The following is a 13,313-nucleotide window of genomic DNA, read 5'->3' as shown; positions in this document are numbered from 1 at the left end:
GCCCCCGCCATGCTCCGCCGCACCTTCCTCCTCCTCGCCCTTTCCTTCAGCATCAGCACCTCCCACGCTGACGAACCCCGCACCAAAGTCGCCCTCGCCGGAGACTCCACCGTCACAGACACCGCCGGCTGGGGCGCCGCCTTCGCCAAGCTCCTCGGCCCCAAGGCCGAATGCCTCAACTTCGCCCGCGGCGGCCAGAGCACCAAAAGCTTCCGCGACTCCGGCAACTGGAAAAAAGTCCTCGACTCCAAGCCCGCCTACATCCTCATCCAGTTCGGCCACAACGACATGCCCGGCAAAGGCCCCAACCGCGAAACCGACCCCGAGACCACCTACCGCCAGAACCTCATCACCTTCATCGACGAAGCCCGCGCCATCGGCGCCCAGCCCATCATCGTCACCTCCCTCACCCGCCGCGTTTTCGACAAAGACAAGATCCGCGGCGAGCTAAAACCCTACGCCGACGCCGCCACCAAAGTCGCCGCCGAAAAACAGGTCCCCCTCGTCGATCTCTTCACCCGCAGCGTCGACCTCCACAACAAGCTCGGAATTGCCGAATCCGACACATTCAATCCCCCCGGAAAAGACCCCAAAACCACCGACCGCACCCACCTCAACCCCCACGGCGCCGAAGTCATCGCCACCCTCATCACCGAAGAACTCCGCAAAACCGCCCCCGACCTCGCCAAACTCCTGAAGTAAAAACCCTGCGCTTGGCGCTCCCTGCAAAGACGTATATGATCGCAGCGTGAAATTTGCAGGCCAGTTGTTCAAAGTGAGGCGCCTCGCGGTGGCGTTGTCTCTTGCATGGGTGTTGCAGGCCCACGCACAAACCACGCCAAAGCCCTGGGCCGAGCGCGAGACAAAGCTGGCAAACGAATATCTCTCACTCCTCGTTCAGCAGCCGGAATACGGCCGCGTGCTGGACCTCCTGTGGGCGCTGTATGAGAAGCACGATGCCACCACCCTGCTGGTGGAAAACGTCTCGCAGCAGGCGGAGCAGTCCAAATTTGAAGCCGTCAAAATCGTTGAGGCTCACCTCATCCGCCGCAGCGGAAATCTGAAACGCGCCGCGCAGCTCTATGATGAACTCCTCAAGAAGGACTCGAAGAATCTGATCCTCCTGAAAGCACGCGCCGAAGTGGCGCAGGAGCTGCAGGATCCCGCCACGGCCTACGCCCACATCAAACGTCTCACCGAGCTCATTCCTCCCACTGATCCCATGGGACCGCAAATGTGGCTGCAGATGGGAGGCTGGGCGCTGGCCGTCAAAAAAAATGAAGAGGCCGCGGAGGCCTATGAACACGCCGCACAGATGCGTCCGCAGGACATTGATCTGGCACGCCAGGTGGCGCAGCTGCTCCTGCAGGCCGGCTTTCCAGAACGCGCGGCCAGTTTCCTTTCCAAGCTCACCGAGCAAAAAGATCCCAAGCTCAAGCTGGACGCGCTCTATGATCTCGCACGCATCTATGAGCACAGCGATCAATTTACCAAGGCGGACAAGGCGCTGACGGACGGTCTGGCCATCCTGCATTTCCGCGATGGCCGTTATCTCGATTTCTTCCGCCGGCGGGTACGCCTGCATGAGCACTACGGGCAGTTGGACGAGCTGCAAAACGCCCTCGTCACCGCCGCTAAGAGCACGCCTCCTTCCGAACAGGCCCTGCTGGATGCCGCGCGCTTTTTTGAGCTGACGGTCGGGCTGGACGAGCATCTGCACTGGCTGCGCGAGCTGGTGAAGGCCGTGCCCCAGGTGGAGGATTACCGCTGGGACCTGGTGCATGCGCTGCTGGACCGCGATGGCGCAGACGAAGCCGCCAAACTGCTGGATGAACGGCTCAGAAACGACGGCAGCGACCTGCCCGCGCTGGTGCTGCTGCGCTGCGAAGTGGATCTCCGAAAGGGCGATGCCGGCGCCGCCACCCAGCGGCTGATGAAGCTGCTGGAGACACAAAACTCGTCTGACGTGGAGAAGCAGGTGCTGGTCTATACCCAGACCCGCGCTTTGGACTCCGTGGTGGAAAAGATCCTGCGCATGCGCGTGGAGCGCGATCCGCAGAAAGCGGAGGCGGTCTTTGATCTGGCGGGTTTTTTCCGCGCACGCCGTGATGTGGCGGCGGAGGACAAGCTGCTGCGCGGCTTCACCGAGGGTGCGGCGACCCAGGAAGAACGGCAGAAACGGCTGGGCGATGCCTCCACCTTTCTCGCGGCCAGCAACAATCTCGACAGCGCCATTATCCTCGCGCGCGAAGCCGTGTCCAAACCCGGTGCGGGCCGCGAGGCCTGGCTGCATCTGGCGGAGCTTCTAGCCGAGCAGGCGGAGAATGACGAGGCCGCGGAGTGGATCGAAAAAGCCTGGCATGCCAGCACCACGGACGAGGAGCGCGTGGATGTGGATGAACGCATGCTTTCGATCCTGATGGGAGACACAAAGGCGCCCGTCAAAGCCACGGCAAACGGCGAGTTTAAACTTCCCGATGCATTCACCGGCACCGGCTTCGCGAGCGATGACACCGAGGGCCCGAAGCGTGAGAAGCTGCCGGAGCGGGTGACTGACTTTGCCCAAAAGGTCATCGCCACCGCCAGACAGGCAGACCCCAAAGCCGCGGATGCGCAGGCGCTCACGTTTCGCGGAGGCTGGTGGGCGACTCGCACAAACCAGTTCGTGGACGCCTATCAACTGCTCGACGCCCTGGAGTTTGATCCCGTGACAAAGAAAAAGCTGCCCGTCTCCCTGGTGGTGGAGCAGTTGAAGCTGGATCTGGCGCAGGAGGATGAAAATTTCGCGCTCATGGAGCGGCAGCTTCGGCGGCTGGCGGAGATGGACGCCGGGGGGCGCGTACGTTACACACTGAGGCTGGCGGAGCTGATCATGGAGACCGAGCGGCGGGTGGATTCTGAGACAAGCAGCCCCGGCTGGAAGAGCAACAATCCGCTGCCAGCACCGGGCGTGGCGTCGGCGAAACTTCTGGAGCAGGTGTATCGCGAGTTTCCAGATTCCGGACAGCTTCTTTCCGCGCTCTCCCAGATTTATTTCCTGCAGCGCCGCGCGGATGATGCGCTGGCGCTGTGGAAGCAGGCGGTGAAACGCGTCGAAGGTCCGGCGGCGATCCCGCTGCTGGAAAACTATGCGGACATCCTGCTGCGGCAGCACCGCATCACCGATCATGTGGAGGTGCAGGCGCAGATTCTGGAGCGCGAGACGGATGTGAAGCGCCGCCGCGAAGTGCTGCGCCGCTGCATCGACCGCCTGACGTTTTCAGACGCCAGCGGCGGCGAGCTGGCGCCCACCGTGGCGCGTGACCGCCTGAAGATGCTGGAGCGGGCCCTGCTGGAGCGCGTGCAGCGCCATCCGTTTGACGGTTTTTACCATGAGGCGCTGGCGCAGGTGTATGAGCGCGGTGGAGACCATGTGAAGGCCTTTGCCAGCATGAAGCAGGCGTACTACACAGCGCCGGACACGCCGTTTTCCCTGGATCAACTGCGCGATGCCGCGCTGAAGGTCGCGGATTTGAAGTCGGCCATCTATTTCCAAAAACAGATCGCCGCGATGGCTCCGCCGAAGGAGATCGCAGCCGAGTCACGGCGGCTGGTGGAGCTGCTGGAGCAGACGTTTCAGATCACGGAAGCGGACCGTGTGCGGCGGCGGCTGGAAAGCCGGTTTGCGCAGGACGCCACCGCGCTTGAGGAGCTGGCAAAGTATTATCAAAGCTCGGGTCAGGACGAGGCGGAGCGCCGCGTGTATGAGCAGATGACGCAGGTGCGCGCCTGGGACGGCCGCGCACGGCTGCGGCTGGCGCTGAAGTGCCTGCGCTTTGCGGATGAGGCGGAGGCGGAGACGCAGCTCCAGGCGGTGATGGCCGCGCCGGTGAAGGTGCGCAACTATGCCACGAGCGGCGTGCGTGCACCGCTGCCGCTGACGGACACGCGGCGCACAGGCGCAGGTGTGACGACGGGGGATCTTGTCTCCCTGCTCGATTTTGCCCCGGGTCTGGAACGCAAGGAGCTGGACACCCTGCGGGCCTTCCTGGGCCAGCCGCGCGCGGAGTTTGCCGAACTGCCAGACGACGCCGCGCTGGTGCGGCTGCGGGCGATCGAAGAACTCGCGAAACTGCGCCATGCGCATGGCGGGGACGCCTTGCGCCAGTGGATCCAGCAGTGGAGCACGGATGCGAAGGCGAATGACGTGGAGAAACTCTGGGCGCTGTTTTATGCCGGTGCAGGCACGGAATTTCGCGTGGTGCTGAAGCGGGTGCTGCCGGACACCAGCAAGCTGGAGGCGCAGTTTGCGCTGCTCTGGCTGACGCTGCACAGCCACGGCATGGATGAAGCGGTGCAATGGGCCGGTGAGAAAGGCTGGGCGCCCGAAGTGATCAAAGCACGCGCCACCCTGCTGCAGGCCTGTGTTTCGATGCTGGTGGATGTGAGCAGCTTCCGCTTCCGCCCCGGCGCCCTGGCCCTGCTGGGCAGCTCCCGCGTGCTGGACAACCCCACCATCGTGGGACTGGCGCGCAAGCTGCAGGACAAGCAGCGCTATGACGAGGCGCTGGCGCTGGGCGCCTGCCTGCCGCTCAATGCGCCCTTGATGGAAATGGACTACTCGCTGTTTCTGGCGCGCATCGCCGAAAGCGCAGAGCGCTGGGAGCTGGCGCGGCAGTACCTGGATGCGGCGGCCCGCGGCCCGGTGGCGGCGGAAGACTACCGCTCCACCTATGATCCGTTTTTGCTGAGCCTTTCCTCGCTGAGCCGCATGACGAGCTCCGAGCAGCAGCGGGAGGAGACGCTGCGCAAAGCCTGGCGCAGGCTGCAGCGCACGCAGCCCTCCGCGCTGACGGCCATTCGCAAGGCGGCGGTGGCGGGCATGGCGGGTGCGGATCAGAAGGGCGCGGAGACTCTGGGGCGGTTTCTGTCCGGCCCTTTCATCGCGCAACGTGAGATGTCAGACACCAAGGGCAGCCTGCTGCCGCAGGGTTCCTCCCGGTACGATGAAGCCCCGCACCTGCGCAGCCTCTGGGAGGAGACGCGGGAGATCGAGGCCCTGCTGATTCAGCAGGGGCTGGGCGGCGTGGTGAAAGGGGCGAACACCGCCCTGGCCCGGCAGTACGAGGCCACCATGCTGGGGCCGCGTTCGGATTCGGAGTTCGGCGAGTGGCGCGTCAACGAGTTGCTGGGCAGACTGCGCAACGTGGACTACCCGACGCGGCGGCGGCTGATCCGCGAGCATCTGGCGGCGGTGGATCTGCGCACCGAGCACTCGGTGGACACACTCGGCAATCTGGGCAGCCGGCTGGAGAGCGCGGGCATGGTGCGCGAGGCGATTGATATTTACAGCATGCTGCCAGACCGCGCGCCGTCGAATCCGGACTATGCACTGTGGCTGCTGCGCGTGTGCGAGACGTCGATGGAGATCGAGCCGGGACTGAGCTTTGCGCTGAAGCTGCTGCTGGCCGAGCCGCCGCTCAAGCCGCCACAACCCGGAGACGACACCCTGCGCGAGAAGCATGCGCTGTTTCTGGCGCGCAGTTTTAATGTGGATGAACTGCGCCGCCAGGGCTTCCGCGAGCAGTTCTCACAGGTGCTGGAACGACGCCGGCCGCATGAGGTCTCCTACCTGCGTGAGCTGGGGCTGCTGCAGGAGCGCATGCAGAATGAGCAGGCGGCGCTCTCTGCCTGGGACCGCCTGCACGCCGCCTATGTGGCGAATGACCAGGCGGGGACCGACATCGATGTGGAGGCCAGCCTGCATCGCGGCCAAATTTTGCAGCGTCTCGGACAGCCGGAGGCCGCGCTTAAAATTCTTCGTGAGGTTCCGCTTCCTGAGCCTCTGGATCCGACCGCACAGGACGTGCTGAAGCTGCGCTGCCAGATCGCGACAGCGACGGGCGCCTGGGATGACGTGCGCGATCTGATGACGGTGTGTGTGGAACGCAAGTCCCTGCCCTGCGTGGTGGCGCTGGCCGCGGGCCTGCGCACTCATGACCGCTCAGCCGAGGCGCTGAACCTCCTGACCCAGGCGGACCGCACGATCAAAGGGGACCACGAGCGCTTCACGCTGCGGCTGGAGCAGCTCAAGGTGCTGGCGGCTTCCGCGGACTGGGCGCCGGAGCGCGGACGCGCGCAGATCGCGGCGCTGTTCCGGACCACCACGCGGGACCGGGACACGCTCAAGGACATGCACGCCTGGCTCAAGGGGCTGGCCGAGGGCAGACAGGCCGCGGGGTGGATGGCGATGCTGCGCACCGAAGCCCGCGCGAGCACGGACCGGCCTTTGGCGGCACTGGCTCTGAGCGCCTTTACCACCGGCCTGCCACAGGAGGCGCAGGCGGACTTCCTCACCGCCTGGCAGAAGGTGGAGGAGAAAGACCGCGTGTGCATCGAGCTCGCCGCGGAGGAAATGCTGCAGGCAGGGCGTGCGGCCTGGGCCTGGGACGCCTGCGAGATCGTGGCTGGCATCCCCACCTTTCGCGAGCAGGGGCGCAAGCTGCCGCTGGCGGTGCGCGTGGCGCATGCCATGCATGATGAAGCGGCGGTGCAGGAGCTTTTCAGCGAAACACTGCGGCTGCCCTTCCCTGGCGGCGCCCAGACGATCGAGTGGGCGCGCGCCTTTGAAGACACCGGCCATGCGGGGCTGGCGCAGGAGCTGCTGGCGGCGGCGGTGCAGCGCCTGCAGGACACCGCAGCGCTGCAGCCGGAGCTGTTTGCCGCGCAGGCGCGCTTTCTGGTGCGCCGGGGGGATTTTGAAGCAGCGGAGACTTTCCTCATGCGCATGAGCTGGACCATGCCGGCCGAGTCGGCCAAACTGATCTTTGAACTCTATCAAAGCTGGGGCAGATTGAACGGCATCGAAGCAGAGCTGACAAAGTTTCACCTGCCGGGCGGCGTGAAGCAGGAGATCCTGTTCCTCACCCGCCAGCCCGCCGCCAAAACCACGCCTCAGCCATGAATCCATCCGCAAGACTTCTGATGTGCCTCAGCGCAGGTGTGCTGCTGTGCCAGTGCTCCGGCCCGGAGGAAAAGAAAAAAGACATCTCCTCCATGAAGCTGCAGGAGCGCTCCATGCTGAAGCCTGACCAAAGCAGGCGCAGCTCGTTTGAGAAATACATGAACGACCCGAAGCTCTCCAAGGGCAGCACCGGCGGCTACTATCAAAGGCAGGCGCACAACGCCAAAGGCTTCAACGGCGCGAACTCGTATGCGGGGCAGAAGCAGTTCAAAACCAGCCAGAGCCTCTTCAGCAAAAAGGCCACCGGAATGGACATGACCTACGCGCTGGGAGACAAGCAGGCGGGAGGCACGAAAAACAGCTTCAAGGCGGATGCGTCCCGCCTCAGCAGCCAGCAGGCCCGCGAAGGCAGCACCTTCTTCAGCGGAGCGGACAGCACCTTCAAGACCGGGCTCGCGCTGCCACGCTCCAAGGGCATCGGCAAGGGGCCGAAGATCATCGAGAACTACAACGACCGGGGCGATGGCAAAAAGAGCGCGTATTCCGAGGATGAAGTGCGCAGGCTGCTGAACCGGAACTGAAGCCCGCCGCTGCCGGAGAAGACGCGCCATTTCCAGTGATGACGGCGCTTGCAGGAGCGGGCGGCCTTCCTATTCAACTGCATGCGCATTCTCCACACGGCAGACTGGCATCTCGGCGCCCGGCTCGTCGAGCGCGACCGCCTGTCCGAGCATGCGGCGTTTTGCGACTGGCTGATCGAGACGCTGCGCAGCGAGAAGATGGATGCACTGCTGCTGAGCGGGGATGTCTTTGATGCGGCGAATCCGCCGCAGGATGCGGTGAGCTTGTATTTTGACTTTCTCAAACGTCTCGCTGACCTGCGCACGGTGAAGGCGGTGATCACGGGGGGAAATCATGATTCGGCCTCGCACCTGAATGCGCCGCGTGAGCTGCTGAAGCGCTTTGAAGTGCATGTGTTTGGACATGCGGGTGAGAACGTGGTGGATCTGGGTGATGCGGTGGTGGCGGCCGTTCCCTTTCTGCGCGAGCGGGATCTGCGGCAGGCCGCCGCCGGTGAGGTCATGGCGGAGGTGCAGGCGCAGGTGCGCACGGCCATCCGGGAGCACTATGCAGCGCGGCATGCGGCGTGCCGGGCAGCGGCCGGCAAGCGCCCGGTGATCGCGATGGGGCACCTGACCGTGCTGGGCGCGACGACGTGCGACAGCGAGCGGGACATTCACATTGGCAACCTGGGTGCGGTGGGCGCGGATGTGTTTGCAGGCTTTGACTACACGGCCCTGGGGCATCTGCACCGGCCACAGAAAGTGGGCGGGCAGGAGAGCGTGCGGTACAGCGGCTCGCCAGTGGCGCTGAGTTTTTCGGAGGCTGGAGACAAGAAGTCGGTGGTGGTGATCGACACGCAGGGCGGAGTGAAGATCGAAATGCTGCCGGTGCCCGTGAAGCGTGTGCTCACCCGTGTGAACGTGAGCCGGGCGGCGCTGTCGGCCGACCTGGGCAGCGTGCCGCAGGAGAGCTGGGCGGAGGTGACGGTGAAGCTGGAGGCGCCGGAGGCGGATCTGGACCGCCAGGTGCGCGAGGCCGCGGGCGGACGCTTTGAAGTTCTCAAAGTTCTTGCGGATCTTCCGCCCAGCCAGACGAGCGCCTGGCAGCACCATGGGCCCGCCCTCAGCGAACTCCAGCCGCGGGAGGTGTTTCGGGAACTGATGAAGGAGAAGCAGATCGAGGGCGAGGAGCTGGGCGCGGTGTTTGATGAGCTGCTGGCACTGAGGGAGCAAAAGATCACCGCCTGACCTCATGCGCCTCCTTGCCGTACGACTTCAAAACCTCAACTCCCTGAGCGGGACGCATGAGGTGCGGTTTGATGCGGTGCCGCTGAGTGCGGCGGGGGTGTTTCTGATCACGGGGGCGACGGGAGCGGGGAAATCCACACTGCTGGATGCGATGACCCTGGCGCTGTATGGACGTGCGGCGCGGTATGGGAATGACCGGGCGGATGAGATGATGAGCCGGCACACGGGCGAGTGCCTGGCGGAAGTGGACTTTGAAGCGGGCGGCGAAACGCTGCGCGCCATCTGGCGCCTGCGGCGCGCGCGTGGCAGGCCTGATGGGAAGCTGCAGCCGGTGGAGCGGCGGCTGGCGAATGCGGTGACGGGTGCCATCCTCGCCGAAAAGGCCGCTGAGATGGACCGGATCATCGAGGAAAAGACGGGGCTGGATGCGCAGCGTTTTCTGCGCTCAGTGCTGCTGGCGCAGGGGCAGTTTGCGGCGTTTTTGAAGGCGAAGCCCAACGAGCGTGCCGAGCTGCTGGAGAAGATCACGGGCACGGAGATTTACAGTGACCTCTCGAAGCTGGCCTTTGAAACGCACAAGGCGAAAGATGAAGGCGCGCGGCTGCTGAAGGAGCGGCTGGGCGCGGTGATGGTGCTCGACGCTGAAAGCCGTGCGCGGCTGGAAACCAGCCTGAGCGAAGCACGCGCGGCCGCCGAGAAACTGCAGGGCGAAAGCACGACTGCGGCGCAACTGCTCCGCGACCAGCGCGAGCATGCGGGCATTGCCGCGGAGATCGCAAAGCTGACAGCGGAGAATCATGCCAGGCAGCAGCCGCAGGCGAGTCTGAAGGAAGAAGTTTCCCGAGCGCAGACGGCTGCCGAGGAGACCAGGCAGCGACGCACAAAGCGGGAGCCGGTGTGGGAGCAGGCGGCGGGCATGGCGGCGCAGAGCGAGCAGCTTGAGAAGCAGCTCGTCGAAAGCCGGAGCACGTTTGAAGTCTGGCGTGCTGAGAAAAATGACGCGGTGGCGCGGAGATCGTCTGCCACGAAGGCGCTGGAGGATCACGCCAAAGCGACTGCGGAACTGGAGGCGTGGCTGCAGGAGAACGCAGGCGCTGGCGAACTCGGCGATGCCCTGCCCAAACTGCGTGCGGCCGTGCGCGAGTGGCGCGGCGCTTTTGAAAAGCTCGCGGAAGGGCGGAAGCGCCATGCGGCGGCGCAGGATCTGAATCAGGGTCTTGCCAAAGCAGAGGCGACGCTGGCGGCCCTGCTGAAGCAGGGCGCGGAGCTGACTGCCAATGCAGCCAGGGACCGCGCGGAGCTGGAGCGACTGAAGAAAGCCCATGAGGCACAGCGCGAGGTGACGCGGCATGCGGAGCAGGTGGCGGGCTATGATGAGCAGCGCCAGGATTTGAAACCCGGCGAGGCCTGCCCGCTGTGCGGAGCCCTGGAGCATCCGTTTGCAACCGCGGAGACTCATTTCGAATCCCAACTGCAGGCCGCCCGAAAGCTGCTGACAACGCTGGAGAAGCAGTGCGAGAAGGCGAATCGTGACCTGACGCTGCTCGAGCGGGAGCTGACGAAAAATGAAGCGGAGCTGAAGGCGGAGAGAAAGCGGATCGAGGAAATGAAGCTGAGGGCGGAAAAACTGGACGCGCCGACAGATGGAGTGGTGAAGGACTGCAGTGAGGAGGAGGAAAGGAAACGTGAGGAGGTGCGGAGGAGCCCAGTGGCACAGCAACTGGGCAACCTGACTTCACCTGATGCGGCGGAGCTCGAACTGGATGCGCTGGAGAAGCGCGCCACCGCCTTTGGCAAGAGACAGCGGGAGGCTGTGCAAAAGCGTGGAGAGCGGCAGAAGATCGAGGCGGACATTCAACTCGCGCAGCAGGAGGAGGCGGCGAAGACAAAGCGCCTGGAGGAACTCAAAACCGAGGGCGTGTCTCTGCGGGCCAGAGCGGACGCTCTGAAGGCGCAGCTGAACGAACTCCTGGGTGGCAGGACTCTGCATGAAGACCGGCAGCAGCATGAAGGGCTGGTGGCGGCGGCTGAGAGAGCATGGCGCGATGCGGAAGCGAAACGCAACACGCTGCAAACACAGATCGCCGCGACGCTGGCGAAGCTGGAGCAGCTTGAAGCACGCCGGGAGCGGTTTGCAGGACAGAGTGCGCTGGATGCGCAGGCGCTGGACGAGCTGGAAATAAAAGCGAAACGATTTGCCGATGAATTTGCGCAGAAGCGCACTGAGCTTGGCTCGCTGGAGCAGCAGGTGCGCAATGATGATGAGGCAAAAAAACGGCGCGAGTCAGGAGGCGCGGAACTGCAGGCGGCGGAGGCTGAGGCGCTGCGATGGGGACGGCTGAAGGAGCTGATCGGCTCTGCGGATGGCGCGAAGTTTTCGCGCTTCGCGCAGTCGCTGACGTTGCGGCAGCTCATCGGGCTGGCGAACGAGCATCTGAAAGTACTGGCGGAGCGCTATCGGCTGATGGCGGCGGAGGGGGATGAACTGGACCTGCGCATTGTGGATTTGTATCAGGCAAATGTGGACCGGCCGATGGAGAGTCTTTCAGGTGGCGAGAGCTTTCTGGCGAGTCTGGCTCTGGCACTGGGCCTGAGCGAGCTGGCGAGCCGGCATCACCCGATTGACTCGCTGTTTATTGATGAAGGGTTTGGAACGCTGGATACGGAGACGCTGGAGGTGGCGCTGAGCGCGCTGGAGAATCTGCGATCGCGCGGGAAGACGATCGGGCTGATCTCGCACGTGGAGCTGCTGAAGGAGCGGCTGACGACGCAGGTGCGCGTGGTGCGAGGCCCCGGGGGAACGAGCCGGATCGAGATGGCGGAGTGAGGGTCACTTTTTTTCAAACACCACTTTGCCGCCGAGCCAGGTTTTGAGGACTTGGGTTTGGGTGAGGTCGTCGATGGGGCAGGTCAGAGGATCGCGGTCCACAAGGATGATGTCGGCGAGCTTGCCGGGTTCGAGGCTGCCGGTGTTTTTTTCGGATTTGAGAAGGAAGGCGTTGTTGATGGTGTAGAGACGGATGGCTTCCTCACGGGTGAGGGCGTTTTCGATGTGTACGGGCTGGTCGAGCTTGCGTGCTTTGCGTGTGATGGAGGTCCACATGCCGAGCCAGGGGTTGTAGGGATTGATGCTGCGGAAGGAGCCGATCTTCTGCATGTGATCGCTGCCACCGCCGACGATGACTTTTTGGTCGAAGCAGGCGCGGAGGGGCTGGAAGCGGGCCATGCGCTGCTCGCCGAAGTGGCCCATGAGGGTGCGGCCGTCCATGTGCAGCCAGATGGGCTGAAGATCAATGCAGACGCCCAGCTTCGCCGCTTTGGCGATGGAGTCGGGGTGCATGAAATTGCAATGCGTGACGCTGCTGCGTGCGGCGCGGACGCTGCCGGGATTTTGCGCATCGACGGCTTCGTAGGTGTCGATGAGAAGTTGCACGGCGGCATCGCCAACGCTGTGCGCGGTAAACTGCAGACCGGAAGCGGTGACTTTTTCGACGAGCTGTTTGAGGCGCTCGGGAGTGATCTTTTGCACGCCGCGATATTGAGGATCGCTGATGCCGTAGGCTTCGCTGATGCCCCAGGGTTCGATCATGAGGGCGCTGCCGGTGAGCATGCCGCCGTCGAGATAGACCTTGGTGCCGATGATCTGGAGCATGGGGTCGGGCCTGGTGAGCGGATGCCTCACCACTTCTTCGATGGCTTTTTCACAGGCGGGCCAGAGGCTCATGCTGGGAATGCCGGGCGAGGGACGCATGCGAATGGTGAGCTCTCCCTTGGCAAGCATTTTCTGGTAAAGCTCGCACTGCTTGAGGCTGGAGTCGCGGTCTGCGACGGTGGTGAGGCCGACGGAATTGTAATCGTGAAAAAGATCGAGGGTGCGGCGGTAGGTGTCCTCGGCGGTAGGGGATTTTGTGGAGGTGGGCGCCTTGACGTTGTGACTGAGGCTGCGGAGGAGGCCGGTGGGTTCGCCATTGGCATCCACCTCCATCACGCCGGCGCTGCCTTGGGGGACTTTGTAGTCGCGGGAGTATCCACCGAGCTTGAGCGCGAGGCTGTTGAGCATGGAGTCCGGGCCGGTGGAGAAGACAACGGGATTGGCGGGCGCGACGCGATCGAGTTCGGCACGCGTGGGATAGCGCTTTTCTTCGAGGCGTGTGATGAAGATCTGGCGCACGCTGATGAGTTCGCCGGGCCGGGAGGCTTTGACCCGGGTGCTGAGGTAGGCGAGCACGTCCGCGATGGTTTCCATCGTGGGGATTTCGTGATCGAACTCGATCATGGCGGCACCGGGATGGACATGGGAGTCCATGAGGCCTGGGAGGACGGTTTTGCCGCCGAGGTCGAGAACTTCGCTCCCCTCCCCTTTCAATTTCAGGACTTCGTCGTTGCTGCCGACGGCGGCGATGCGCCCGTCCGCATTGATGGCGATGGCTTCTGCGATGCGAAAGTTTTGATCGACGGTGACGATCTTGCCGTGATGGAGAATGAGAGCGGGGGCGGCGTGAAGGAAGGGGGCAAGAAGCAGGGTCAACAAGAGGGCGAGTTTCATCGGCATACCAACG

General features: G+C 63.9%; 6 protein-coding genes. 5 read left to right on the top strand and 1 reads right to left on the bottom strand.

Annotated features, from left to right (window positions below):
• The first annotated feature begins 9 nt into the window (after positions 1–9).
• The 5 genes from ACILSQ_RS09860 to ACILSQ_RS09840 all read left to right on the top strand — a co-directional run bounded on the left by ACILSQ_RS09860 (position 10) and on the right by ACILSQ_RS09840 (position 11,581).
• Entirely contained in the window at positions 10–702 is a 693-nt protein-coding gene (locus ACILSQ_RS09860) for a rhamnogalacturonan acetylesterase (protein WP_395743438.1), read from the top strand.
• A 46-nt stretch (positions 703–748) separates the two neighbouring features.
• Positions 749–6,943: a hypothetical protein gene (locus ACILSQ_RS09855; RefSeq protein ID WP_395743437.1), complete on the top strand. Its 6,195-nt coding sequence runs from the start codon at positions 749–751 to the stop codon at positions 6,941–6,943.
• On the top strand, positions 6,940–7,524 hold the full coding sequence (locus ACILSQ_RS09850; RefSeq protein WP_395743436.1) for a hypothetical protein: 585 nt from the start codon (positions 6,940–6,942) through the stop codon (positions 7,522–7,524). Before ACILSQ_RS09855 ends, ACILSQ_RS09850 begins: the two co-directional genes overlap by 4 nt.
• An 81-nt stretch (positions 7,525–7,605) precedes the next feature.
• Complete coding sequence (locus ACILSQ_RS09845; protein ID WP_395743435.1) at positions 7,606–8,754, top strand: exonuclease SbcCD subunit D C-terminal domain-containing protein; 1,149 nt, start codon at positions 7,606–7,608, stop codon at positions 8,752–8,754.
• Positions 8,755–8,758: 4 nt separating this feature from the next.
• Entirely contained in the window at positions 8,759–11,581 is a 2,823-nt protein-coding gene (locus ACILSQ_RS09840) for an AAA family ATPase (protein ID WP_395743434.1), read from the top strand.
• A 3-nt stretch (positions 11,582–11,584) separates the two neighbouring features.
• Here the strand turns inward: ACILSQ_RS09840 and ACILSQ_RS09835 are convergent, their stop codons facing one another.
• Positions 11,585–13,300: an amidohydrolase gene (locus tag ACILSQ_RS09835; protein WP_395743433.1), complete on the bottom strand. Its 1,716-nt coding sequence runs from the start codon at positions 13,298–13,300 to the stop codon at positions 11,585–11,587.
• Positions 13,301–13,313: the final 13 nt, after the last annotated feature.

Origin of the sequence: Prosthecobacter sp. (assembly GCF_044227185.1) — a bacterium.
Lineage (GTDB): Bacteria > Verrucomicrobiota > Verrucomicrobiia > Verrucomicrobiales > Verrucomicrobiaceae > Prosthecobacter.
Note: the sequence above shows the minus strand (reverse complement) of the source record. Positions and strands in the feature narration are given on the sequence as shown.